19 protein-coding genes are annotated in these 24477 nt (G+C 58.0%); 3 read left to right on the top strand and 16 right to left on the bottom strand.

Features of this window, described 5'->3' with window-relative positions; genetic code table 11:
- Window positions 1-220 precede the first annotated feature (220 nt).
- Both DSL70_RS14935 and mdoH read left to right on the top strand, forming a co-directional pair.
- Window positions 221-1810, top strand: a complete 1590-nt coding sequence (locus DSL70_RS14935; protein WP_205563274.1) for an OpgD/OpgG family glucan biosynthesis protein — start codon at window positions 221-223, stop codon at window positions 1808-1810.
- Window positions 1811-2021: 211 nt separating this feature from the next.
- Window positions 2022-3755 carry a glucans biosynthesis glucosyltransferase MdoH gene (gene mdoH, locus DSL70_RS14930; RefSeq protein WP_119308729.1) on the top strand — a complete coding sequence of 578 codons (1734 nt, stop codon included), beginning with the start codon at window positions 2022-2024 and terminating at the stop codon, window positions 3753-3755.
- An 11-nt stretch (window positions 3756-3766) separates the two neighbouring features.
- On the opposite strand, the gene moaA is transcribed toward mdoH, so the two are convergent.
- The 16 genes from moaA to DSL70_RS14850 all read right to left on the bottom strand — a co-directional run bounded on the left by moaA (window position 3767) and on the right by DSL70_RS14850 (window position 21823).
- Window positions 3767-4747: a GTP 3',8-cyclase MoaA gene (gene moaA / locus DSL70_RS14925; protein ID WP_119308728.1), complete on the bottom strand. Its 981-nt coding sequence runs from the start codon at window positions 4745-4747 to the stop codon at window positions 3767-3769.
- Between the two features lie 79 nt (window positions 4748-4826).
- Window positions 4827-7904 (bottom strand): molybdopterin-dependent oxidoreductase, encoded by a 3078-nt coding sequence (locus tag DSL70_RS14920; protein WP_119308727.1) that lies wholly within the window; start codon window positions 7902-7904, stop codon window positions 4827-4829.
- A gap of 11 nt (window positions 7905-7915) precedes the next feature.
- Window positions 7916-9034, bottom strand: coding sequence for an NrfD/PsrC family molybdoenzyme membrane anchor subunit (gene nrfD / locus DSL70_RS14915; protein ID WP_119308726.1), 1119 nt, complete (start codon window positions 9032-9034; stop codon window positions 7916-7918).
- The gene (gene dsrO, locus DSL70_RS14910) at window positions 9034-9798 is read right to left on the bottom strand and encodes a sulfate reduction electron transfer complex DsrMKJOP subunit DsrO (protein WP_119308725.1); all 765 of its coding nucleotides are present in this window, start codon (window positions 9796-9798) and stop codon (window positions 9034-9036) included. Before dsrO ends, nrfD begins: the two co-directional genes overlap by 1 nt.
- 198 nt (window positions 9799-9996) lie before the next feature.
- Window positions 9997-10614 (bottom strand): response regulator transcription factor, encoded by a 618-nt coding sequence (locus DSL70_RS14905; RefSeq protein WP_119308724.1) that lies wholly within the window; start codon window positions 10612-10614, stop codon window positions 9997-9999.
- On the bottom strand, window positions 10611-12392 hold the full coding sequence (locus DSL70_RS14900; RefSeq protein ID WP_119308723.1) for a sensor histidine kinase: 1782 nt from the start codon (window positions 12390-12392) through the stop codon (window positions 10611-10613). The genes DSL70_RS14905 and DSL70_RS14900 overlap by 4 nt, the downstream gene beginning before the upstream one ends.
- A 171-nt stretch (window positions 12393-12563) precedes the next feature.
- On the bottom strand, window positions 12564-13571 hold the full coding sequence (locus DSL70_RS14895) for a hypothetical protein (protein WP_119308722.1): 1008 nt from the start codon (window positions 13569-13571) through the stop codon (window positions 12564-12566).
- Window positions 13568-14275, bottom strand: coding sequence for an ABC transporter ATP-binding protein (locus DSL70_RS14890; protein WP_119308721.1), 708 nt, complete (start codon window positions 14273-14275; stop codon window positions 13568-13570). Before DSL70_RS14890 ends, DSL70_RS14895 begins: the two co-directional genes overlap by 4 nt.
- The gene (locus tag DSL70_RS14885; RefSeq protein ID WP_205563273.1) at window positions 14272-15420 is read right to left on the bottom strand and encodes an ABC transporter permease; all 1149 of its coding nucleotides are present in this window, start codon (window positions 15418-15420) and stop codon (window positions 14272-14274) included. Before DSL70_RS14885 ends, DSL70_RS14890 begins: the two co-directional genes overlap by 4 nt.
- Window positions 15417-15740: a hypothetical protein gene (locus DSL70_RS14880; protein ID WP_205563272.1), complete on the bottom strand. Its 324-nt coding sequence runs from the start codon at window positions 15738-15740 to the stop codon at window positions 15417-15419. Before DSL70_RS14880 ends, DSL70_RS14885 begins: the two co-directional genes overlap by 4 nt.
- Window positions 15737-16288, bottom strand: a complete 552-nt coding sequence (locus DSL70_RS14875; protein WP_119308720.1) for a nitrous oxide reductase accessory protein NosL — start codon at window positions 16286-16288, stop codon at window positions 15737-15739. Before DSL70_RS14875 ends, DSL70_RS14880 begins: the two co-directional genes overlap by 4 nt.
- 96 nt (window positions 16289-16384) lie before the next feature.
- Window positions 16385-17008 carry a nitrous oxide reductase accessory protein NosL gene (locus tag DSL70_RS14870; RefSeq protein ID WP_119308719.1) on the bottom strand — a complete coding sequence of 208 codons (624 nt, stop codon included), beginning with the start codon at window positions 17006-17008 and terminating at the stop codon, window positions 16385-16387.
- A 127-nt stretch (window positions 17009-17135) separates the two neighbouring features.
- The gene (locus DSL70_RS22275) at window positions 17136-17552 is read right to left on the bottom strand and encodes a hypothetical protein (RefSeq protein WP_162916722.1); all 417 of its coding nucleotides are present in this window, start codon (window positions 17550-17552) and stop codon (window positions 17136-17138) included.
- A 239-nt stretch (window positions 17553-17791) separates the two neighbouring features.
- Window positions 17792-19876 (bottom strand): TRAP transporter permease, encoded by a 2085-nt coding sequence (locus DSL70_RS14860; RefSeq protein WP_119308717.1) that lies wholly within the window; start codon window positions 19874-19876, stop codon window positions 17792-17794.
- 101 nt (window positions 19877-19977) lie between these two features.
- Complete coding sequence (locus tag DSL70_RS14855; RefSeq protein ID WP_119308716.1) at window positions 19978-20982, bottom strand: TAXI family TRAP transporter solute-binding subunit; 1005 nt, start codon at window positions 20980-20982, stop codon at window positions 19978-19980.
- A 373-nt stretch (window positions 20983-21355) separates the two neighbouring features.
- On the bottom strand, window positions 21356-21823 hold the full coding sequence (locus tag DSL70_RS14850) for an Lrp/AsnC family transcriptional regulator (RefSeq protein WP_119308715.1): 468 nt from the start codon (window positions 21821-21823) through the stop codon (window positions 21356-21358).
- Between the two features lie 121 nt (window positions 21824-21944).
- Between DSL70_RS14850 and DSL70_RS14845 the strand changes: the two genes are divergently transcribed.
- Window positions 21945-24329, top strand: coding sequence for a 1-deoxy-D-xylulose-5-phosphate synthase N-terminal domain-containing protein (locus DSL70_RS14845; protein ID WP_119308714.1), 2385 nt, complete (start codon window positions 21945-21947; stop codon window positions 24327-24329).
- Window positions 24330-24477 lie beyond the last annotated feature (148 nt).

The following is a 24477-nucleotide window of genomic DNA, read 5'->3' as shown; positions in this document are numbered from 1 at the left end:
CACCACTTTTTAGGATGCCCTTCAAAAAGGGTAGCCCATGAAAAACGCTGCCATGACAAGCACATAAAAATTTGCCTCAATTGTGCCAAATACTTGAACACTCTCGAGGTTGAACAAAACTGACTTGGATGGACGTAAATTTTCATGGAACTACCGGGAACTATATCGAGCCTGAAGACTTCTCTCATTACAACAGTGTCGAACTAGGATGAATGCTCCGATGTCTATTACGCGTCGCGTGTTTCTGGCTGCTTCTGCTGCCACAAGCTTGGTTTCTCTGAGCAATCTCGCATTTGCTGCAGGAACCGACGCAGCACCGGCAGATACCGTTGAAGTCGCTCAGCCCTTCAGCTTCGACAGCCTTTCTGCCGAAATGCAGGAGATGGCGTCCAAGGATTATGTGTCCCGGCCGCAGGTGGAGGATTCCTATCTCAAGGACCTTACCTACGACCTCTATCGGATGATCCGGTTCAACCCGGAGAAGGCACGTTTTGCCGATATCGATGCATCGGCATTCCGTCTTCATGCCTTCCATATGGGTTGGCTGTTCAAGTCTCCCGTGACCCTGTTTGAGGTCACGGAAGGCAAGGCTACGCCGATGGGCTTCAACACGGATGACTTCATCTACGAGCGGGAATCTCGCGACAAGGTTCCCGCTCATCGGGCTCTGCCAGGCATTGCCGGTTTCCGGCTTCACTATCCGCTGAACCGCCCGGACGTCTTTGACGAACTGGTCTCCTTCCAGGGGGCCTCCTATTTCCGGGCGCTCGGTCATGGTTCGGTCTATGGCTTGTCCGCCCGCGGTCTGGCGATCAATACCGGCAGCTCGGAACCGGAAGAGTTTCCGGTGTTCACCCGCTTCTATGTGGAGCGCCCGAACCCGTCCGAACAGAAGATCACAGTCTATGCGGCGCTCGAAAGCCGCTCGGTCACCGGGGCCTACCGGTTTGTCATCAATCCGGGCCAGAACACCGTGATCGACACGACCGCGCGTCTCTACATGCGGGAAGACGTGCCGCAGCTTGGCATCGCGCCTTTGACTTCCATGTTCCTGTTCGCCGAACGCAACAGGGACAAATTCGACGACTACCGCCCTAACGTGCATGACAGTGACGGGCTGGAAATCGTCAAGCAGAATGGCGAGCGCGTCTGGCGCCCCCTGTCCAACCCGCCGAATCTGGCTTCAAGCTATTTTGCCGAGCAATCGCCAAAGAGCTTTGGGCTGATGCAGCGTGACCGGAATTTCGATCATTTCCAGGATATTTCCGCCATGTATGAAAGGCGGCCATCCCTGAGGATCGAACCGGTTGGTGACTGGGGCAAGGGCTCCGTGCGTCTGGTGGAAATTCCGTCCGATCTGGAAGTCAACGACAATATCGTCGCCTTCTGGATGCCGGAAAATGGCGCCTCTGCAGGCCAGAGCCTTGAGTTTTCCTACCGGATGCATTGGGGCAATCTGCCCGCACAATCCGAGGAAGAACTGGCTTACGTGCTGGAAACCCGGTCCGGGACCGGCGGCGTATCCGGTGTCAGGAACAAGGACGGCACCCGCAAGTTCGTTATCGACTTCAAGGACGGGGTTCTGGCGAACCTGCCCGCCAGTGAAGTCGGCAATGTGAAAATCAACAGCGCTATTCAGAATGGCGAAATCAAGACCCAGACCCTGACGCCGATCCCAGAAGAAAAGGTATGGCGTCTGGTGATGGATATTGCCGCCAGTGAAGGAAGCATAGTGGAAATGACAGCACATCTGTCAGGCTATAACCGACGCCTCAGCGAAACCTGGGCGTATCAATGGATCAATGACTAATTGGTTGAAACATCAACTATATTGCAAGCGTAAAACAAGGTGATGACAATGACTTTTGAAGAGTTGACTTCCGGCCCTTGCGCTTTGCCGCGGGCTCCCCTGGCCATGCCGACCCAGATTCTGGAAAATCCGGAACACCATGGGTTTGTGTCCAGCTTGCGGATTTTCCTTCGGGAAACCGCCAGACTTTCTGGTGCATGAGCGCTAATCTATGAAAAAGTTCGGGCTCTATCTGTTGCGGGGCTTTGCCATTCTGGCAAGCCTCGCAATAGGTGCCATTGCGTTCATGACCTTTCTTCAGGTGGTCGCAGTCAATGGCATAAACCTGTTTGACATCATTCTGTCGGGGCTCATCCTGATTTCCACCATCTGGCTAGCCTGGGGTGGGATGCAGGGGATGATCGGTCTCACCACATCGCCAGCAAGAGTCTCGCTGAAGAAAAGCGACAGGATTACCGGCAGATCCATCATTCTGATGCCCGTCTACAATGAAGACCCGCTGATGTCCTTCACGCGGCTGGCTGCCATGGAGAGATCTCTCAAACGCAGCGATCCGCTCGCAGACATTCATTTTGCCATTCTGTCGGACACCCGCAAGGACGATATCGCCCGACAGGAAGAGGAACTGTTTGTTCATCTCGTCGAGGAATGCGATGGCGAGGGACGCTTCTTCTATCGCCGCCGCGCCCAGAATATCGGCAAGAAGGCCGGCAATATCGAGGACTTTCTGACCCATTCCGGCGCGGCCTATGACTATGCGATCATTCTGGATGCTGACAGCCTGATGGAGGGTGACACCATCCTCGAAATGATCGCCCGGATGGAAGCCGAGCCACGCCTCGGCTTGCTGCAAACCTTGCCCAAGATCATTCGCGCCGAAACCCGTTTTGGCAGGGCCATGCAATTTGCAGCCTCGTTCTATTCGCCGGTCTTCTGTCGCGGGCTTGCGATGTTGCAGGGCGAAACCGGCCCCTTCTGGGGACACAATGCCATTGTACGCATTGATGCCTTTGCCCAGTCATGCGGTCTGCCTGCCTTGCGTGGCCAGCCTCCATTTGGCGGCCACATCATGAGCCACGACTATGTCGAGGCGGCCCTTCTCGCCCGTGCGGGCTGGATTGTCCGTGTCGATGACGATCTGGAAGGCTCCTATGAAGAAGGCCCGGAGAATGTCGTTGACCATGCCAAGCGCGATCGGCGCTGGTGTCAGGGTAACCTGCAGCATTCCCGCGTCATCAATGCGCCCGGCCTCAAGCCATGGTCACGCTTTGTCTTTGCTCAAGGCATCATGGCCTATATCGCGCCGCTGTTCTGGCTGGCGTTCCTGATCGTGTCCATTCTGGCGCCGGGCTTTGACAACCAGCCGAACTATTTCCCCGTGCCAAACTGGCCAACACCCTATATTCCGCCGTCGATGACCTTTCAGGCCATCAGCCTGCTGGTTGGCATTTTCGGCTTGCTGCTTCTGCCCAAGCTGATGATTGTCGTCAAGGCAACCATCACGGATCGGGCGCGCTTCTATGGCGGTGCGGGCAAGGCTCTGACCTCGACGCTTTGGGAGCTGCTGATCTCGTCACTGATCGCACCGATTGTCATGCTTTATGCAACGCGCTCGGTCTATCAGGTCGTCATGGGCAAGGATGGCGGATGGCCAACCAACAACCGTGGGGACGGCCGATTGAGCTATGCGGAGTGTTTCGCTGCGGCCTGGTGGGTGTCTCTCATTGGCGTGGTCGGGCTTTTGCTCGCCATCTATCTGGCACCGAACATTTTCTACTGGTTGCTGCCGGTCGCCCTGCCGATCCTCTTTGCGCCGTGGATCCTGCACTGGAGTTCCCAGATCGGTTCCGACTCGGTCTTCACTGTGCCGAGCGAAATGCTGACACCGCCCGTTGTCAGCCTGCATGATGAACTGGTGGAACGCTGGACCACCCTCTACGCTTGAGGATCTCGTGATCAACCACCCGTGGCGGCCATTGATCGGTTAACGCCCGTCTTTGGCTGATTGAAATTGTGCTGCCACGGCTTGAGAGCGATTGCCTTGCGGATCAGGGCCACGAGTTCCTCGTCATCAATACCCTGCCGCAGAGGCTCCCTCAGGCCGACCGAATGGCTATTGCCAAGGCAGAGATGCAATGTTCCGTCGGCGCCAAGGCGAACCCGATTGCAGCTTGCACAGAAGTGACGCGACAGCGGTGTGATGAAGCCTATTTTCGTTTCGCTTCCGGCAATCCGCTTATAGCGGGCCGGGCCGCCGCCCGATGAAATGTCGTCGATCAGATTGAACTCGGCTTTCAGCGCCTCTTCCACGACATCCAACGGCAGATAGCGAGAGACGGCATCCATGCCCCCTGCCCCCATGGGCATGGTTTCGATGTAGCGCAGGGTGAAGCCATTCTCTATGCAGAAGCGAGCCATCGGCACGACTTCATCGTCGTTGATGCCTTTCATGACCAGCATGTTGATCTTGATCGGATCAAACCCCTCCTGCCGGGCACGGAAAAGGCCCTTCAATACGTGGTCCAGATTTCCACCATTGGTGATGCGGGCAAAACGCTCGACATTGATGCTGTCGAGGGACACATTGAGCCTTCCCACGCCAGCGGCAAACAGAGCCTCGGCATGAGGCTCCAAAAGCAGCGCATTGGTGCTCATGGACATGTCATCGACACCCGGGATTTGATGCAGTCGGGCCACCAATTGAGCCACCCCCTTGCGCACCAGCGGCTCGCCACCTGTCAATCGGACGCGATGCACGCCCAGCACAGCGAAAGCCCTGATAACCCGCTCGATTTCATCGAAGGTCAATCGTGTGTCTGATGGGGCAAAGCCCCTCGTACCCTTTGGCAGGCAATAGAAGCAGCGCAGGTTGCAGCGATCGGTCAAAGACAGGCGCACATAGTCGATGGTACGTCCATATGGATCGATAAAGGCCATGGCGTGGTTCCTCTTACGGCAACAGACCAGACGAGCGGCTGCCGGGTCACTCCGGCAGCCGAGCTTTTGTCTCTGATCGTCAGGCGATCTTTTCGATTTTTGCCGGCAGGCCCTGACGAACAGAGGCTCCGGAAATCGGATCGACCCAAACACCGGGGTTGCTTCTGGTCGGATCAATCAGACCCAGGTCATTCTGCAACACGCCGCTGCCTTGTCGTGGATCGGCTGGCATGGTGGCACCGTCGATGGTGATATCGGCGGCGCCAAACCGGCGATGGCCAAAACCATGCTCAATGGCAACGGTGCCCGGCACCACCCCATCTCGCACCACGGCAACACTCTCAAGGCTACCGCCCGGCGTGGTCAGGCGCAGTTTGTCGCCGGTCTTGATGCCCTGGCTTTCAGCCAGATCGCGGCCGATGTTGAGGGTGTTGGTTCCCACGACCCGCAAAAGCGTCTTGGCTCCGACGGAATAGGAGTTCTGCAACGGCGACTTGAAGCTGATCACCTTCACCGGCCATTCGCTTGCCGGGTAGACATCCGATACCTTGCTGCCATCGACAAATTCCGCCTCACGCCACGTTGGCACCCCGGGGGAGCGCTTGCCGGTCATGGCGTTGCGGGCACTGCCGACACCTTCGTTATAGATCTGCATGGCCTTGCCGAACGGATGGGCGCTCAGATCGCCCTTGTAGCTCTTGTCCTTGTTTTCATAGCGCCCGCCCTTGGCATAGACGGTTGCAGCCTTGCGCCATTCGTCCGGCTTCAGGGTCGCTTCCAATGTCGAGCGGATGCGTTCGACACCCGAGACGACGAGATCATCGTCGCTGGCCTCGTCCACCATAGATCCGCCGGATGTTGCGACATTTACCGCTCCGCGCAGATAGAAATCCTCCGGCCGGTTGAGCGGATGCATGGCGCCGTCCTTGTCGGGAATGGCAGCATCGCCAAAACCCGGCAATCCGAGCCGCTTGGCCGTTGCGATAAGGAACATGTCGACATCGATCGGCACACCGTCCGCCGTTTTGGCAACCCTCGGCTCAACGACCGGCCAGCGGGCCGTCGTCACCTTGGTTGGCACGCCGTTCCACGGCTTGACGAAGCCCCAGCTTTCATACATCACCGTATCGGGTACGATATAGTCAGCAAGCGCCGTGCTTTCATTGATGAAGGGATCGATGGAGATGATCAGCGGCACCACCTTCGGATCCTTCAGCTTCGGCACAAGATGCTCGATACCGGCGATACCATAGATCGGATTGGCATTGCGCAGGATCAGCGCCTCGATGTTGTAAGGATAGCCATTGACCATCGAGGAGAACCATTCGGTCGCCAGTCCCGGTGCATTGGGGTACCACGGCCCGTCCGCCGGGAAGGCCTTGCCCGAGGCCTTCTTGGCCTTGAACTCCGATGTCTTCTCATAAGGCACATTGCGCCCCAGTGGCAGGCCCTTCGGCTTGACGGCGCCAATCACCTTGTTGAGGTCATAAGCGGGGCCGTTGGTGTCGGGGTACCAGCCGCCGAGCATGACGGTGCCGCCCTTCCAGTTGAGATTGCCGATCAGCGTATTGAGCATCATCAGCGCAAAGGCATTGTAGAAGCCAGACCCGCTCATCATGCCGCCGTGGCTGTTGACTGCTGCCTTGCGGCCATGGCTGGTGAAGCGATCAGCCAGATTGGTGATCGTTTCAACTGGAATTCCGCAGGCACTGGCATAGTCAGCATAGCTCAGGCGTTCCGCTTCCTCACGCAGCAGCGAAAGCGCCGACTTGACCGCTATCGGACCATCCCTGCCCTCGACCGTTCCATCAAAGAACAGCGGCGCAGGCTGGTCTCCTACAGGGATGGGGCCTGCATCGGAGGCGACCATATAGGGGTCGCTGTCGTCATAGGACTTGGCCCCTTCGGCCAGTTCCAGCCCCATGTCCGATCCGCGCAACAGCTTGCCCATGCGCGGGCTCTTCTCGTCGACGATGACCAGATGGGTGGCGTTACTCCAGTTGGCTTCCCCGGCGATCGTTGCCGCTTCCTTGGAAGGTTGAGCCAGATAGGCCTTGTTGATGCGGTCGTTCTCGAACATCCAGCGCATCATGCCCATAGCCAGGGCGCCGTCTGTACCCGGAATGATCGGCACCCAGCGGGACCGATCGCCTGATGGACCGTTCTGGGCGTGGTTAAGCACCGGATCAACGACCACATAGTCGAGCTTGCCGTCACTGCGGGCTTCGGCCACCAGAGCGCCAATGCGTTTGAAGGGGTTGCCAGCATTGCCCGGTGCGGTGCCGACGAACAGGATGAATTCGGCCTCCTCGAAATCCGGTTTTGCGTGCGGCATCCCCTTGACGTCGCCAAACATGGCGCCGGACCCTGACCGATAGGAGCCGCCACAATAGGAGCCGTGACGAGCGTAGTTGGTGGAGCCGTACCCCTGTTTGAGCCAGCGCAGATTCATGTTGTCACGACCATCGTTGACCGAGCTCAGCATCACCACGCCATTGGCGCGAGGGCCGAACTCGGGTGCGTCGGCGCGGATCGGGGTCTCAAGATCGCGGATCTCCCTCAGGCCTGCCACCTTGCCTTCTCCGAACAGATCGCCGCCCTCCACGACTTCCTCCACCAGCTGTTCAAAGCTGATGGTCTGCCACTGGCCAGACCCGCGCGGACCGACACGCTTCAAAGGCTGGAGAACCCGGCGCGGGTTGTCGAGCTGGTCGAGCACCGCATTGCCGCGACCGCAGGCCGTCGAGCGATGCAGCATTCCATTGCCTTCACCTGCCTGGGCAAGCGCCACAAGGCTTTCCCGCACGGGCGTTTCATAAGGCAGGAATTCGGTCGTGCTGAGTGGATTATACGGGTTGCCCGTCACCCGCAGCACCTTGTTTTGGGTCTTGTCGACCCGCACACGCACACCGCACATGGTGGTACAGCCGATGCACATGGCGTAGCTGACGGTCTGATCCGGGTTGAGTTCAATCTCGCCATTGGCGGCGACGCGATATTCCGGTTCCGGCGCATTACCGGTTATGTTCTTGCGTGGCACTTCACCGGACCATTTGCCCTTCAGGACCTTTTTGACCGGTTCGGCATAGCCTGCTGCGAATGCACCCAAAGCACCGATTGCCGCAGCACCCTTCAAAATATTTCGACGTGTTGACATGGGCTTTCTCCTCAGACGGTACGTGCGGATTGGGGGGCGGCAGACGACGTCGAACCATCGTCCGGCACCTCCGCCTCGGCCCAGGGCACGAATGTGGTGTAAAGGATGAGCAGGAAGATCCAGAGCCCGAAGGTTCCGATCACGCCCATCAGGCCTTCAAGGCCCGTTGGCATCAGGGCATCATAGAGCCCGGAGCCGACCTTGGGCACGGCCTGCCCGCCCATGAAGACGGTCCAACGAAACATCCAGGCTGCATGGATGGCAATAAGGCCGGTGATCCAGCCCGACCGCGAGGGCGCGACCACAGCGATCACCAGCGGAATGATGATCGCAGCTGCGGCCCATAGCGCAATCCTCTGCCAAACGGTAAAGCCAGCGACAGAAGCCAGCGCCTCGGTATGGCTCTCGCTGATGCCGGACAGGGCAACCGCGAACCACAGGGCGCCGATGATCCCGACGATAACAAGGGCCAGAGCCAGCATGCGGTTCATGCGCGCTTCAACCACTCTGCCGGTTGCAAACAGCCGACCGAGCACCAGCATCACACCAAGTGCACCGACAGCGCCTGTGGCAGCAAACTGCAGCGGTAGCAGAGGCGTGTGCCAGAGCGGACGGGAGTAGACAACCGCAACTTCCATGCCGGTGTAGGTGAGAATGCCAAGCGCAGCAACACCTGCTCCGATGCCAATGATGCGGGCAAAGCCGTTGGCCGGACTGCCGAAGGCAAGGAAGCGGAAGATCCAGGCAAAGCGCCAGTCATCCTGACCCCAGCGATAGAAGGCAGGACGGTTTACGGCCCATGCATAGAGCAGCAGCAGCGTAACGTAGGACATGACAATCCACGAGCCCCATGCCATCCACGAAGTAGCGTGAGTGTAGACGAAGAACTCCCAAAACCGACCCGGCTGGTGCAGATCAGCAAGCAGGGCAACGGGACCGGAAATGCCGGTCGTTACTGCCGTGATCAACGCCAGCCGGGCGTGCGGCAGGGAGGACGCACGACCAAGAACAAATGCCGGGAAACTCAGAAACAGGGCTGTCGTCGACATGCCGATCAGGAAGAAATATTGCACCGCCCATGGCAACCAGGCTGCTTCGTGGACTGCGCCAACGAGTTCATGAATCTGCATTATCGGCCCTCCCCGTGATGCTCCAAACTGGTGGTCAGAGGAGGCTTGTAGGCAGCTTCCCCTGCGACACGGCCATCAAGGGCCTCATCCAGTCCGATGTAATAGACATTGGGATCGGTGTGCATCTCGGGACGCAGAACCGAAACTTCATTCGACGCCAACAAGCGCGATACCGTGCTTTCAGGATCGTTGAGATCGCCGAAGATGCGCGCACCACCAACGCAGGTTTCGACACAGGCAGGCAACAGCCCCGCCTCGGTGCGATGGACGCAGAAAGTGCATTTGTCAGCGGTCTGGGTTTCGTGGTTTATGAAACGGGCGTCATAGGGACAGGCCTGAACGCAATATGCGCAGCCCACGCAGCGGGAGGCATCGACCAGCACTTCGCCGGTTCCTTCCTGCTTGTAGGTGGCCTGCACCGGGCAGACCTCGACGCAAGGCGGTTCGTCACAGTGGTTGCACAGGCGTGGCAACATGACCATAGCCGGGTCGCGCCCTTCCTTGACTACCTCATAAACGGATACGTGGGTGCGGAAGGCATCTTCCGGCACAGCATTTTCCATGATGCAAGCCACCGTGCAGGCCTGACAGCCGATGCATTTGCGCAAGTCAACGACCATGCCCCAGTGGGGGCCGCTGGCGCCCTTGCCATCGGTCGTGGAGCCGGTTGTTGCCGAAGCGCTGTTGGCCCCGGCAACCGTGGCCGCGGCCCCTATCGTCACCTGTCCAATCGCTCCGAGAAATTGTCGGCGAGAACTATCCATGGCTGGTCCTTTCACTCCGGGCTGGGATGACCGGCAAGATGACTGCCGCGCACATGTAAAACCCGTTTGGTCCCTCAGAGGCCGCATCCTCTTCGTGTTTTGAATCACAAGGAGGGGCAGCCGGTCTTGAGAACCAGAGTAGAAAGGAGTTCTGTTGGAGTGAATCAGGCCAAACCCAGGGCCTTTAGGGGGTAACCCCTAAATCTCGTCCCAATTGACCGTGACAAGCTGCCGCACCAGATCCGCCGGTGTCGTGGCTTCCATCTTGGTCATCAGATTGTGGCGATGGATTTCCACGGTCTTGAGGCTAATTCCGAGATCCGCCGCAATCTGCTTGTTCTGCCTGCCATCCATGATGGCCCGGGCAACATCCTGCTCACGGCTTGTAAGGCTCTCAACGCGCCCTGCTATCGCGGCCTTCTTCTGTTCGTCTCCGGCGCGGGCGCGGGCTTCCTTCAAGGCATCGTTGATGCGTTCGACAAGTGCCATGCCGTTGACCGGCTTCTCGAAGAAGTCGAGTGCTCCGGAGCGGATGGCCCGAACTGCCATCGGCACATCGGCATGGGCTGTGATGATGATCACCGGCAGGGCACAATTGCGTCGCTTCAACTCATCAAGCAGTTCCAGCCCGGTCATTCCGGGCATCCGCACATCAGCGAGAATGCACCCCACCACCGCGCCATCCAGCCGGTCAAGCAGCTCTGCCGCCGAACCATGCGTCTCGATGGTCAGACCAAGGGACGACAGCATGAAGCCAAGGCCCTCACGCACAGCGCGATCGTCATCGACGATATGGATGATCCCGTCCTCAGTCATGCCCTCTCTCCCGTTGGCAGCCAGATGGCCACTTCCAGTCCCTCGCCATCATCGGGACGCTTGGCCCGCATGGACCCGCCGTGTGCTTCCACGATGGACCGGCTGAGCGCCAGCCCCAGCCCGATTCCGTCGGTCTTTGTGGTATAGAAGGCTTCAGCGAAATGGCCAAGGTCTTCTTCGCTCATTCCATGGCCGAAGTCGCGCACCCGCAGCAAAATGCCATCACTTGCTTCGCGCCACGGCCGAACGGAGAGGATGGCCTTGCGCCGCTCCGGTTCCAACTCGCCCATGGCATCAATGGCATTCTGAACGAGATTGAGGACCACCTGCTGAATCTGGATAGGATCAACCGTGATGAGCGGCAGCCCCGGCACCAGATCGACAGTAACGCTGACACCGGCCCGATTGGCAGAAGCCTCATAGACGGCGGCACAATCGGCGATCAGGTCAGCCACAACAACCGTTACCGGCTTTGTTTCCTTCTTGCGGACGAAAGCGCGGATGCGGCGGATGACTTCGGCTGCCCGCTGCGCCTGCTGGGCGATTTCACCGGAGGCCAATTCCATATCATCTGTCGTGAAACGATTGGCCTTGATCCGCAACAGGCAACCCTGCGCATAGTTGGAAATGGCGGCAAGCGGTTGGTTCAGCTCGTGGGCGATGGAGGATGCCATCTCGCCAAGAATGGACAGGCGAGCGACATGTTCGAGTTCGCGCATATGCTTGCGATCAGCTTCCTCGGCACGCTTGCGTTCAGCCATCTCAAGCCGCAGCCGGGCATTGGTATTGTTGAGGTCCCTCGTCCGTTTGCGCACAAGGCTCTCGATACGCACCGAATAGATCGCCCAGAAGATCAACGCTCCTGCGATGATGACCAACCACTCGCGATAATCATTGATGAAATCCGAGAGGGAAATCGGCCCGGTCCGGGCATAGGGCCCGATTTGCAACTGGCGCAACACCGCATGAACCGACTGATAGTCAAGCGGGACGGTCCAGAGGTTGCCCGCCTGCATCTGCATGAGCGTTATCGCCACCTGCTTGGCAAAAGCGGCATCGGTTCTAGGCGTTTTGGCGAACGGCCAGTTGGGGTAGATCGGGCTCGATATGGCGCAATCGGTTTGGCTGTCGCTTCTTGTAGCGAAGGCCTTCAGCGCCCCATAGCGGGTGGGATTCTGCTTTTGCAGCATCTCCAGAGTGCAGGTGCGCATGACGGCGACGTCGGCCTTGCCCTCAAGCACCGCTTCGGCCACCTGTTGCATCGGATAACCGGTCTGAAGGATGTCCAGCCGACGAGCGAGAGACGGATCGACCTTGTTCATTTCCGCCCAGATGACCTGAAAGCCGCCGAACGCTTCGGTCGAGACCACGGCCATCTTCTTGCCGACCAGGTCTTCCAGCGATTGGAACTGCCCAGCGGTGACCAGTGTCGAGGCCACGGGCTGATCTTCATCCACCGTCGCGATACGGCTGATGTGATAACGATACTCAAGCTCGGCATAGTTGCCCGGATTGGTGATGACAAAATCGAGCTGCCCGGCCTTCAGAGCAGCATCAAGCCCCGAGATATCCAGCGCCACCAACTCGAAGGTTACATCAGGAAAGGCGACATCCAGACTGGCCTCGGTCGGGGCCCAGTGGGCGCGGGAATGCTCTTCGCCGAGCACATCAAGAACACCAATGCGTTTCACCTCGCCCGCAGAGCCTGGAGCGGGAAGCAGCATCGGCGCGATCAAGAACATCGCCCAAAGCACGGAGCGGATGGAAAGCCTTCGCATGTTGCTATTGTTCGCCCCTCATCCGGTTGACAGTTGTCCGACTAATGCAAAGACAGCATGACGTGTACTGATGCTCCGTTTGTAAAATGCGGCCATCGGTTGCACAAGTCTTTTGTCCATTGCTGCGCGCCACCAATTTGCTCCAAGAGGCAGCGCTTCATCTATATCTTTTCATTTGAAGAGAAACAGATTTGAGCGCCAGATGGCATAGAGGCAGATGGCTCCGAACATCAGAAAGGCAGCGATGGAAAGACTGACGGATCGCGCAACCTCCTTCGGCAGGTCTCGCTTTAAGCTATCAACCTTCAGGGCCCTCAAGGGGAGTGAGAGAAAGCCAGACGACAGCGCAAAACCTGTTCCGATAAATAGGCTTATGTAAATTCCATATCCAATGAAATCATACTCCGGCTTCAGAATGCAGAAGGGGCAATGGTGATATGGCTGGGCATAGATATAGGGAGCGATGACCGAGATCACCGCCACGATGGCAGCGATGAAAAAGAACGGGCTGATCACCGCATAAAGCGGCGTCATGATTGGTTTCCAGAGGCCGAGCGTCGCCAGCACCGTCAACAATCCCAACCCGCCAAACAGCAACCAGAGCGCCAGCTCAGGATCGAGCGAAGACAATTGCGCTTCGATACCAGAGACTTCGGGCGTGAACAGCCGCGAACAACAGGAGGTGATGACGTCCGTTTCAAGGTTGAGAAAATAGCTCAGCTGAAGTGCCGCTCCGACCAGCATGACCGGGGCAAGGCCGATGAGGAAGGCGTATTTGTAGCGCGTCAACGGATAGTCCCTGCCCTTGCCATCAACATGGTTGAGCACGAGCCAGACAAAAGCACCGAAGAAGGTCGCCAGTTTGAACAGCAGTGCAGGAAAGCCATAGGCGTTGACATTCAGCGTACCGACAGCGCACATCGCGCCAGTGAACATCACCGCCATGCGATCGGCGTTGTAGACGAACAGCAAGAGGCTCAGCAGCTCAACCACCATCACAAAGGTTAGCGCAGTCGAAACCAGATAGGTCTTGCGCTCCATGTTGATCTGCCGTGCCCTGCCGCTGCTCACGTCCCAGTTTTTCAGCACCCCATAGGCGAAAATCGCTGCCCACAGCAAAATAAGACTATCAAGCGTCGAGACGAGCAGAAGCGCAAGGATGGTGCTTTGAAAGATCATTCTTTTTCGTTCTCCCGCTCTGATTGCTCCAGCACGTCTTCAATCGCGCCATCCTTCATGCTGACGATCCTGTCGACAAGTTTGGCTTGCCATATGCGCGGATCGTGGCTGGTCATCAGGATGGTCTTTCCCTGCTGCTTGAGATCGGCCATCACACCGAGAAATTCCTCCGTCAAAGCCGTATCGAGATTGGCCGTCGGTTCATCGGCGAGGATGATTGCCGGATCATTGATGAGCGCGCGGGCAATCGCCACCCTCTGGGCTTCGCCGCCTGAAAGCAGTTCACTGGCAACGGTCGCCTTGTGATCCAACTGCAGGCGATGCAAGATCTCCATGGCACGGTGCCGGAGGTCAGCGTGATCACCGCCGAGCGGCAAGGCCGGAGCCATTACATTCTCCATCACGGTCAGACCGCGCAGCAGGTTGAACCGCTGGAAGATAAAACCGAACGTCCGGCGGCGAATATCGGTCATGAATTTTTCCGGCAGCCCTGAAATACATTCGCCTTCAAGGTGGATGCGGCCGGAGGTTGGTCGCGACAGACAGCCGATCATGCTCAACAGCGACGTCTTGCCGGACCCACTCGGACCACGAAAAACCGTCGTCGCATCGAGAGGGATCTTCAGGGAAACGTCACGCACGGCCCGCACTTCATTTGGCTGGCCATCATTGTAGATCTTGCAGACAGACTCGAGTTCAATCATCGCATCACCTGTTCCGGATCCGTGATGGCAGCCCGCCAGATGGGCACGATGGTGGCCCCAGTGAAGGGAACTATGGTGAAAATAGCCAAAGTCGCCAGTTGCAGGCCATCAATACTCGGCGGCAGCGAGAAATCCGGGTAAAGAACACCCCAGCCCTGCAGCACCGGTTTCAAAAGCCCTGCGTCGAACAGGAAAACATGGGCGTAGGCGGCCAGCACGCCGCCCAGAAATGCCAGCAGCGAGACCAGCGCCCCTTCCCAGAATTTCATCGCCAGAATGTCACTCGTGTCCCAGCCCACGGCTTTCAGGACGCCGATTTCGCGTTTCTCTTCGCCAGACAACCCCGAGGCCTTGTCGAAAACAAGGATGGCAAAGGCGACGATCACGGCGGCGAGCAAGGCCAGCAAAAGCCCCTCTCGCCATGAGAAGATAGCTTCATAGGTACGCAGGATATCGTCCCGCGTCACAAACCTCGCATCGGGAAGCAGGTAGGAAGCCTTTCCGACGATCGTGGAGACCTCCCGGGTGTTGCGCACCTTGAGGACCAGATCCGTGTAGACATTGGGCGGCAGGTTGAAGAAGCGGCGGAAATCCTCTTCAGTCACAAGGATCAAATCGCTGCCCACCAAAGCGGAATCGGGCATCATCACATCCTTGATGCGCATCACGAGCGGCTTGCCCGTTGGCGACGTGATGGTCAGAATGCGCCCCTTTTTCGCCCCCCTCACCCGGGCAATTCCTTCGCCAAGGATCGCCTGACCTTTTGTCAGCTGGTAGTCCTTCGCATCGGGGCCGGGCACCATCAGGGTATAGTTGGCCCGTGTTCCCTGATCATAGAAGTAGCCCCAGAGCCTGCCATAGGCCTTCTGAACGCCGCGAATGTTGCCGACCTTGTCGAGATAGGACAGCGGCACCAGATCGTGTCGCCCCATGACCAGTCGCTGCACCGTGATCTCCGGCGCGCCCGACAGCATCAGAGCCGCCTCCCGACGGATGGCATGGGAGAAAGACATCACCGACGCCAGCAAAAAGACAAGGACCAGATAGACCGCAAACAGCATGACGTTTCGCCAAAGCCGCCGACGCATGGCCGACAGGGTGAAGTCGATCAGATTGAGGTGACGCCGCAGCGCTGTGCTATTCACCGCCCCTCCTCTTCGTCACTGACTTCAATTCGCGCCTTGCTGGAAAAATGCAGGTTTGGGCCAATGAGCGATCCCGTCGGGAAATGATCCAGCGACACCGGATGATCCTGAAAGGCCGTGCTGAGGTCTGCCATTGATGGATTGCGTGTATAGCGGGCTTCGGTGAACAGGGTAAGGTCACTGAGCCCCAACTGTTGCACCAACGATCTTGCCGGTTGGCGCGGGCTGTCATCAAGAGCAGCAAGTATCACGGTCACCCCGAGCAGGACCATGAACAGGGCCACAAGCCCAAGGACAATGACGGAAGGACGCAGGATCATGTGAGCAGAAACTCCCCCTTGTCGAGGCCAAGAAGCAGCGCCATTGTCACCTCTTCGAACGTCACCAACCTCTTGCCCCGATGATCCTTCATGAATTCATCGGCATCATAGCGATCCGGGTGTGGGACAAGTTCATGGCCCATCGGCCCCAACACATCCGACCCCATGACATAGAGGGCCGATCGGGCGTCGATCCGCTCGGTCGCGTAGTAGTCGGTCACGCCCACGCGGTCGATCTCCTCGGCCTTCCGCCCGGAAGCATATTTGGGCATGTCGAGCAGATATTTGAACAGATCCTTGGCCCCGTCGAAATGATCCGCATGCCCGTCCTTGAAAAGGACCGTGGCGATCCAGTCGGGATAGCGGGCCGGAAACATGCCACAAACGGGACAGGCGTCCCTGTCGCCGGGCATGGGAAGGTCAGGCAGAGGCGATGCGGCCTGCCGGGCAAACCCAGCCGTTGACAGAGAAGAGACTGACGTCAGCAGCAGGCCCAACGTCAGGACCTGTCGCCTGTTGATGGAGAAATGATCGAGATGGGAACACATGGAACTTTGCCTTGAAGGGTTAAGGGAGAGAAAGGATGGAGACCAGTGTGCTCGGTTTCCCCATCCTTCCTTCCCTGAAAACGGGGGAAGACCGGGTCAGTTGCCCTTGGTCTTCATGTCTTCCATTTTCTTGGCCATATGTGCCCGCTTTTCGGCCCTGCGCTTGCGGATCATAAGGGTACTTTTTGCCATATCGGCATAGGCGACTTCCAGCGCCTCCTCAAATCCGACGACGCGCGCGGCGCCAGATGCTGCGGCCTTTTCAGGATCGGCGTAGGCCCACTTGCGGGTGGCTGACATGGTGCCAGGTTTTGTCGGGTCGAGAGCGTAGTGGGCTTTCGAAGCGTCAATCAGCGGCTTGATCTCTGCGTCCGAACCGGCGTCACCAACCCAGATTCTCTTCGGGACGCGGTCCATGTTGAGGCCGAGGGACAGGGAAAGACAATGGATCGAGCATGTTCCTTCGCAAGACTCATCATCATACTGGATGAGATGCCGGGTCTGGCTCCACTGCTCACGCACCATGCCGCAATAGGTACAGCGCGGATATTTCTCGAATTCCTTGTCGGTCGGATTGGTGTCCTTTTTCATGTGTCCGGTAACACCGTTCTTGCTGGTCCATTCCCAGGGGGACAGCATCGCAGCAAAAGCGGCAAGAGGCGAAAGGGCAATGGCAACAGGGGCCAGCGCTGCCGAAGTCAAAAGGGTACGGCGGTTCATGACAGTGTCTCTTTTCAATCGAGTAAAACACACCTGACCAGCCGCGGGCGTTGCCGCGCGATGGCTCAATATCCGAGGCACGCCTACAAGGTTCCGGGCGCGACTGGTCAGGCCTTTTATGGGGATGTCATGAAAAGGTCGGAGGGCCGCGCGCGTAAATGCGATGCAGGGCAAGGACTACGAGGACTTGATCATAAGGCTGGACCGCAGCGGGAAAGCTGGCAGGCTCACTCACAGCGAGTATCGGCGGAGCGCCTTCCAACATTGGGGCGATGGCTGCCGAGGCACAGACCGGGCAACTATCAGGGTTGACGCCCTTTTCGGGGGCATTGTTGCTGCCACTCTCATCATCAAGAATGATGAGCCCGCCAGCGGAGCAGATTTGCAGGAAGCTGTAGGCTGTGCTGCCCTTTTGGACCTTGGCAACATCTCCCGCCGCAGCAGTCCAGACAGACGTGGCATGGACGACACCAAAGAACAGCTGACAGGTCAACGCTATCAGCGTGACACAGACTGCCAGACTATCTTTGCGTAATGCCCGCATGCGTTTGACCTGTGATCGGACCGAATCCGACCGCCCCTTCCCTAAATCCCGGTTTCCAACAAGAAAACAGGATGGCGGGAGAAGTTGAAACTAGACATTGGTCAAAAGTGATTATGATATGCCTATTTTATCCGCGACATTTTGCCCGCAACAAACCCAAGGCGGGCACCAGCACTGGTCATGGGTCGTCCATCAGGTCGCCACGACGAAGCGCGCGACGACCTGACGACTGGTTTTTTTCAGGCCGGTGTTCGCGACAGAATGCGCGGCAGCAACTGCCGCAACATGCTTGGCACGACCAGAACCAGACCGATAGCGGTTGCTGAGAAATTGGGTGCCACCAAGAGGATGGCAGCGAACACGAGAATGAGGCGCTCAAACCAGTAGAGCGGCGCATAGAGCCAGCCGGAGACGGCCGATGCCAGCACCCAGATGCCAAGAACGGCGCCGCTAAAGGCCAGAGCAAAGGCCTGCCAGGTGAAACCATCGGTGACAATCAACAGGGCTGGCTGGAAGGCAAAGACAAAGGGCACCAGCGCTTTGCCCATGCTCAAGCGGAACGCTGTATTGCCCGCCTTGAAGGCGTTAGCTCCGGCTATCCCCGCCCCGGCATAGGCCGCCATGGCCACCGGAGGTGTCACGTCGGCAAGCACACCATAGTAGAACACGAAATAGTGGGCCACCATCTGCTGGACACCAAGCATGCCCAGAATGGGCGCAGCCACGGCCACCATGATGATGTAGTTCGCCGTGGTCGGAATGCCACAGCCCATCAGGATGCAGACGACAGCGGTCAGCATCAGGGTGAACAACAGCGTCAGGGATGGCACGGTCATCAGTTCAAACGGCAGGAAGGCGACCATGTCGTGAACCGAATTGGCCCAGTCCTGCGCAATGGTCGTGACCATATAGGCGATCTTGAAACCGACACCCGTCAGGGTGACGACTCCAATCACCACGCCCACCAGCGCGGCTGCTGCGGTAACTGACAAGGACTGCTTGGCACCGAGAATGAAGCCTTCCCAGATGCCATGCAGCGTTCCTTTGATCCCTTCGATTAGGCCGGACGCCCGGATCTGCTGGATGGCAAGCACGACGATACACGCGGAGATCGACCAGAAGGCCGCGGCGAACGGGGTGCGGCCAGAAAGCAGGACGGCCACCAGCAGAGCGAGCGGCAGGACGGACAACCAGCCCTTCTTGAGCACGCGCCATGCATTGGGCAACTCTTCGACGGACATGCCCCGAAGCCCCAGACGGCGGGCTTCCAGATGAACCTGAACCAGCACACCGAAGAAATGCATGAAGGCAGGCACCAGGGCAGCGGTCAGGATCGTCGTCAGCGGAACGCCGAGATATTCGATCATCAGGAAGGCGACGGCACCCATTACCGGTGGTGTGATCTGGCCACCGGTCGAAGCGGCAGCCTCAACGGCAGCAGCGAAGTGGCGTGGATAGCCGATGCGGATCATGGCAGGAATGGTCAGGGATCCGGTTGTCACCGTGTTGGCGATGGAAGAACCGGAGATGGACCCCAGCAGCGCCGAGGACAACACCGACACCTTGGCAGGGCCACCCGCATAGCGCCCGGCCAGGGCCGAAGCAACGTCGATGAACAACTGCCCTAGACCGATGCGCGTTGCCATCACGCCGAACAGGACGAAATGGAACACATAGGTCGCGATAACGCCGAGCGCTGTGCCATAGATGCCCTGTGAGGTCAGATAGAGATGGTTGACGATGTTCGACCAGCTGGCGCCGGGATGGACCAGAATGCCGGGCATGGACTTGCCGAAATAGGCATAGGCCATGAAAAGGATCGCGATGACCGGCAAAGGCCACCCCATGGAACGCCGTACTGCTTCGAGCAATACCACGATCAATATGGTGCCCATGATAACATCGATTGGCAGTGGGTTGCCGACACGAAACGCAAGTTCGCTATAGATCCATGGCACATAAAGCGCACTGACGATCCCCGCGATGGCAAGACACCAATCTATGAGAGGCAAGCCGAACGGCGCGGCCCAGCTGGAGGCGATTTCCTTTTTGCCGAAGGCCGAGAAGCTGAGAAAGACGACCAGCAGTGTCACGCCCATGTGGAACCCACGATGCACCGTTGCCTGTGGAATGCCGAACCCGGCCGTGTAATAGTGATAGCATGACAACAGGAACAGGATGGCGGCGGCGACGAGCGTCAGAGGCATTTGCAGAATACGGAAGCGGAGCTCCGGATCGAACTTTTCCTCGATTGCCTGAAGCTCGTCGGCGGATAGTTCCTTGATCTGTTCTTCTGTGCTCTGTTTGATGCTGTCGTCGGCCATATTTTCTGCGCTCCTGTAGGAAAGAGGAAAAGGGGGTGCGCATGTCATCGCCCCCCTTCCCGTTTGTTTTGTCAGAGACAAGTCTCACGCCCCAAGGGGCATTATTTCAGGAGACCAGCTTCCTTGTAGAATTTTTCTGCGCCCGGATGCAGCGGAATACCAACGCCATTGAGCGCGGTGTCGGCGGTGATCATCTTGCCCTTTGCATGGCCTGCATCAAGAAGCTTGCGGGTGTTGGCGTTCCACAGAGCCTTGGTGATGTTGTAGATCAGCTCTTCCGGCTGGTCGGCACTGGTGACCCACTGGGCGCCAACAGACAGGGTTTTCACGTCGTCGGCATTGCCGTCGTAGGTACCGCCCGGGATGGTGTCCGGGCCGAAGAATTTGAAGTCTTCGCAGATCTTCGGAGCTTCTTCGCAGGTGATCGGGATCATCTTGACGGAATGCTGGCTGGCCAGTTCGGAAATCGCGCCGGCAGGATAGCCACCAACAAAGAAGAAGGCATCCATGGCACCGTCACGCATACGGTCGGCAGCCTGATCAGGCTTCAGATATTCCGGCGAGATGTCTGCTTCGGTAAGGCCATAACCATTGAGGATGATCTTGGCGTCGACAAGGGTGCCCGAACCGGGTTCGTCCATGGAAACGCGCTTGCCCTTGAGGTCAGCAACGCTGTTGATCCCGGAATCGGCGCTCACAACGAGGTGGATGCTTTCCGGATAGAGGTTGGCAATGGCGCGCAGTTTGTCGACAGCCGGTTTGCCTTCCCAGATGCCGGTGCCGGAGTAGGCCCAGGTGGCGACGTCAGACTGGGAGAAACCGGATTCCAGCGAACCGCCAGCAATCGCGTTGATATTGGCGACAGAGCCGTTGGCCGACAGCGCCGAAGCGATCAGGCCGGGAACGCCGCATGAGCCGCCCTTGTCACATGGACGAGACCCCGGAGGGTTGGAAATCGCATTCGCAAGGAGCCCGCCAATTGGGTAGTAAGTGCCGGCGGTGCCGCCTGTTCCGATACGGAAGAAAGCCATGTCCTGGGCACTGGCGGCAGAGGCAACCAGGCTGAGCGCAAAGGCAACGCCGGTCAAAATCTTAGTATGCTTCACAATATATCTCCTAACATCCGCTGCATTGATCAAATAACGTTACCCCATCCCCCGTGTGATCACAAGTTGATGCCTTTATTATTGTCACTGCCGAACATAACAATTGGTAGTCAAAGGCATTGTTTGCGCCATGTTGGAGTATATTGATTTTGTTGGTGATAAAGCCCGAACCAGCTTCAGCGCACAAAGCCCAGCTATACATTTTGCCCAAATATTAAGCAGAACAACCGGATCATGTAGATCGAATTACTCAGTAGAGACACCAAGAATAAATCAACAAAGACGGGATGAAACCGAAAATACTCCCAACTCGTCGGTCACACGTGAGCACTCGGTCCCACGCGACATGTGATCACACAGGATCACAGGCTCTTCATGGCGTGCGCGCCAGCCCCTCCTTGATGCGGCGCAACGGAATGGAGCTTTCAATATTGGCAACGCCGGGAACCTTGGTGAGCCGCCCGACAAGGAAGTGTTCGAAGTCCTTCAGATCCCGTGTCACCACTCGAATGAGATAATCGCGGTTGCCGGTCATCAGCCAGCAATCCACCACTTCCGGGAAAGTCTTGATCGCCGCCTCGAACTGCGCCAAGGCGTTATCCACCTGCCGGTCGAGTTGTACGGATACAAATACGGTGACATCGAAACCGAGGGCGCTCTCGTCGATCAGGGCACTGTAACCCTTGATGACCCCGCATTCTTCAAGCCGCTTCAGTCGGCGGGCTGTCGGTGTCGGGCTAAGACCGATGGCTTCGGCCAGAGCCTGAACGGACAGGCGGCCATCGCTCCGCAACAGACGGAGAATCTGTAAATCGAACTTGTCCAGATTGACGTTTTCCATCAAGATCGCCCTTGTTCTTGGTGCTTTCCTCCAATCTGATAGCACTCATTGCGATAGATAGCCAGAAATCCACTCTTCGTGTTCCGTATTATGTCCAATTATACCAGCAGGAAGAACAACAATGACAAGCAATCACCTCAAGACGATCGAACAGCGCCTGTTGTGGCTCTCACACTGGATGATCCACCACGCCAACCACATACGTCCGAAAGTGGATGGCATCAAGGTTGGTGGCCATCAGGCAAGTTCCGCCTCCATGGTCTCGATCATGACCGCGCTCTATTTCTCTGCCCTGAAGCCGGAGGACCGGGTCGCAGTGAAACCCCACGCCTCACCGATATTCCATGCCATGCAATATCTGATGGGCCTGCAGACCCGTGAGAAGCTTGAAAACTTCCGCAGTTTTGGCGGCACACAATCCTACCCGTCGCGGACCAAGGACATCGATGATGTCGATTTCTCCACCGGCTCAGTCGGGCTTGGGGCTGCGATTACCAGCTTTGCCTCTATCGTGCAGGACTATATCAAGGCCAAGGAATGGGGAGCTGAACAGAAGCTTGGTCGGATGATTGCACTGGTGGGCGATGCCGAACTCGACGAAGGCAACATTTATGAATGTCTGCAGGAAGGATGGAAAAACGACCTCCGGAACTGCTGGTGGATCATCGACTATAACCGTCAGTCTCTGGACGGGATCGTGCGTGAAGGACTGTTCGAGCGGGTCGAAAAGATCTTCTCCGCCTTTGGCTGGGATGTGGTCCGGGTCAAATATGGCAAGCTTCAGCGCGAAGCCTTCGAGGAACCGGGCGGTGACAAGCTGCGCGCCTGGATCGATGCCTGCCCGAACCAGACCTATTCGGCCTTGACTTTCATGGGTGGTGCGGTCTGGCGCAAGCGACTGATGGACGATTTGGGCGATCAGGGCGACGTAACCGCCCTCATCGACCGCCACAGTGACAAGGACCTTGCAACGCTGATGGAAAATCTCGGCGGTAATTGCGTCTCCACCATGGCAGATGTTTTCGCCTCGATCGACCATGACCGGCCAACCTGTTTTCTGGCCTATACGGTCAAGGGCTGGGGCACTCCGATCGCCGGGCACAAGGACAATCATGGCGGCCTGATGAACAAGGCCCAGATGGAAGACTGGCAAATCCACATGGGGGTTCCAAAGGGACAGGAATGGGACCAGTTTGCAACGGTGGAAGATGTGGAAGGGCTCAAGGCGTTTCTGTCTTCTGTTCCCTTCTTCTCCAAGGGTCGACGCCGGTATACGGATCACGTCATCGATGTTCCCGTCATCGAGATCGCCTCTGAAAAGGCAGTGTCTACGCAAGCCGCGTTTGGCAAGATTCTCGACAGCCTTTCCAAGGGCGACAGCGAACTGGCGAGCCGGATCGTCACCACGTCACCCGACGTGACGGGCACGACAAACCTCGGGCCATGGGTCAACCGTCGCAAGCTGTTTGCGCGAGAGCCTCAGGCTGACGCCTTTATCGAGCATCGCATTCCCTCCACGGCCAAGTGGGAGTTTGCACCCCAGGGCCAGCATATCGAACTGGGCATAGCGGAAATGAACCTGTTTCTGCTGCTCGGGGCCGCCGGGCTCTCGCATTCGCTGTTCGGCAAGCGCCTGTTGCCCATCGGCACGGTCTATGACCCCTTTGTCTGCCGTGGGCTCGATGCGCTCAATTATGCTTGCTATCAGGATGCGCGCTTCATGATCGTAGGTACCCCGTCCGGTGTCACCCTTGCACCGGAGGGTGGCGCGCACCAGTCGGTCGGAACGCCTCTCATCGGCATGAGCCAGGATGGCCTTGCTGCCTTTGAGCCAGCCTTTGCCGACGAACTCGCCGTCATCATGGAATGGGCATTCGACTACATGCAGCGCGATGGCGAAGGGGATCCGGACGAGCGTACCTGGCTGCGCGATGAAACCGGCGGCTCGGTCTATCTGCGCCTTACCACCAATCCCATCGACCAGCCCGGCACGCGGATTGATGACACTTTCCGTCAGGGAGCCATCGACGGAGCCTATTGGCTGCGCAAACCGGGGCCGAATTGCGAGGTGGTCATTGCCTATCAGGGCGCTGTCGCCCCTGAAGCAATCAAGGCCGCGGGCGCCATTGCCGAGGCCCGCCGCGACATCGGCGTTCTGGCCGTTACCTCAGCCGACCGCCTCAATGCCGGTTGGACCGCGGCGCAACGGGCCCGCTCACGGGGCAACACTGCGGCCAGTGCCCATATCGAGCGGCTGCTGGAGCCCCTGCCCGCCCACTGCAAGCTGGTCACCGTGATCGACGGCCATCCGGCCACCCTCGCCTGGCTTGGCGGTGTCGTTGGCCATCAGACGATTTCTCTGGGCGTCGAGCATTTCGGCCAGACAGGCACCATTGGCGATCTCTATCATCATCATGGTATTGATGCGGCCTCGATTGTCGAAAAGGTTGAAGGCCTTTCTGCCGGGCGCAAGATCAAGTCAGGCATTCATGCTTCGCTGAGCTGAGGGCGGCGCTTGCCGTCTGCCACACATAGCCAAAGAGCCCGCCTGACCCGGCGGGCTTTTCCTTTTCCGGTTCCTTCGGCTCAACCTCCGCCAGTCCCGATTTGCGATTGACGGCAAATCTGCTACCTTTCGCTTTGCTTGAAACGAA

The sequence above is a fragment of the Cohaesibacter haloalkalitolerans genome, assembly GCF_003574655.1.
Classification (GTDB): domain Bacteria; phylum Pseudomonadota; class Alphaproteobacteria; order Rhizobiales; family Cohaesibacteraceae; genus Cohaesibacter; species Cohaesibacter haloalkalitolerans.
Note: the sequence above shows the minus strand (reverse complement) of the source record. Positions and strands in the feature narration are given on the sequence as shown.

What these genes read in the sequence shown, in the direction of transcription:
- DSL70_RS14905 (WP_119308724.1), bottom strand. Translation starts at nt 10,614, where the DNA reads ATGACTGAGGACGGGATCATCCATATCGTCGATGACGATCGCGCTGTG.
- DSL70_RS14875 (WP_119308720.1), bottom strand. Translation starts at nt 16,288, where the DNA reads ATGTGTTCCCATCTCGATCATTTCTCCATCAACAGGCGACAGGTCCTG.
- DSL70_RS14920 (WP_119308727.1), bottom strand. Translation starts at nt 7,904, where the DNA reads ATGTCAACACGTCGAAATATTTTGAAGGGTGCTGCGGCAATCGGTGCT.
- nrfD (WP_119308726.1), bottom strand. Translation starts at nt 9,034, where the DNA reads ATGCAGATTCATGAACTCGTTGGCGCAGTCCACGAAGCAGCCTGGTTG.
- DSL70_RS14845 (WP_119308714.1), top strand. Translation starts at nt 21,945, where the DNA reads ATGACAAGCAATCACCTCAAGACGATCGAACAGCGCCTGTTGTGGCTC.
- dsrO (WP_119308725.1), bottom strand. Translation starts at nt 9,798, where the DNA reads ATGGATAGTTCTCGCCGACAATTTCTCGGAGCGATTGGACAGGTGACG.
- DSL70_RS22275 (WP_162916722.1), bottom strand. Translation starts at nt 17,552, where the DNA reads ATGCGGGCATTACGCAAAGATAGTCTGGCAGTCTGTGTCACGCTGATA.
- DSL70_RS14870 (WP_119308719.1), bottom strand. Translation starts at nt 17,008, where the DNA reads ATGAACCGCCGTACCCTTTTGACTTCGGCAGCGCTGGCCCCTGTTGCC.
- DSL70_RS14880 (WP_205563272.1), bottom strand. Translation starts at nt 15,740, where the DNA reads ATGATCCTGCGTCCTTCCGTCATTGTCCTTGGGCTTGTGGCCCTGTTC.
- DSL70_RS14895 (WP_119308722.1), bottom strand. Translation starts at nt 13,571, where the DNA reads ATGATCTTTCAAAGCACCATCCTTGCGCTTCTGCTCGTCTCGACGCTT.
- DSL70_RS14850 (WP_119308715.1), bottom strand. Translation starts at nt 21,823, where the DNA reads ATGGAAAACGTCAATCTGGACAAGTTCGATTTACAGATTCTCCGTCTG.
- moaA (WP_119308728.1), bottom strand. Translation starts at nt 4,747, where the DNA reads ATGGCCTTTATCGATCCATATGGACGTACCATCGACTATGTGCGCCTG.
- DSL70_RS14935 (WP_205563274.1), top strand. Translation starts at nt 221, where the DNA reads ATGTCTATTACGCGTCGCGTGTTTCTGGCTGCTTCTGCTGCCACAAGC.
- DSL70_RS14900 (WP_119308723.1), bottom strand. Translation starts at nt 12,392, where the DNA reads ATGCGAAGGCTTTCCATCCGCTCCGTGCTTTGGGCGATGTTCTTGATC.
- DSL70_RS14860 (WP_119308717.1), bottom strand. Translation starts at nt 19,876, where the DNA reads ATGGCCGACGACAGCATCAAACAGAGCACAGAAGAACAGATCAAGGAA.
- DSL70_RS14890 (WP_119308721.1), bottom strand. Translation starts at nt 14,275, where the DNA reads ATGATTGAACTCGAGTCTGTCTGCAAGATCTACAATGATGGCCAGCCA.
- mdoH (WP_119308729.1), top strand. Translation starts at nt 2,022, where the DNA reads ATGAAAAAGTTCGGGCTCTATCTGTTGCGGGGCTTTGCCATTCTGGCA.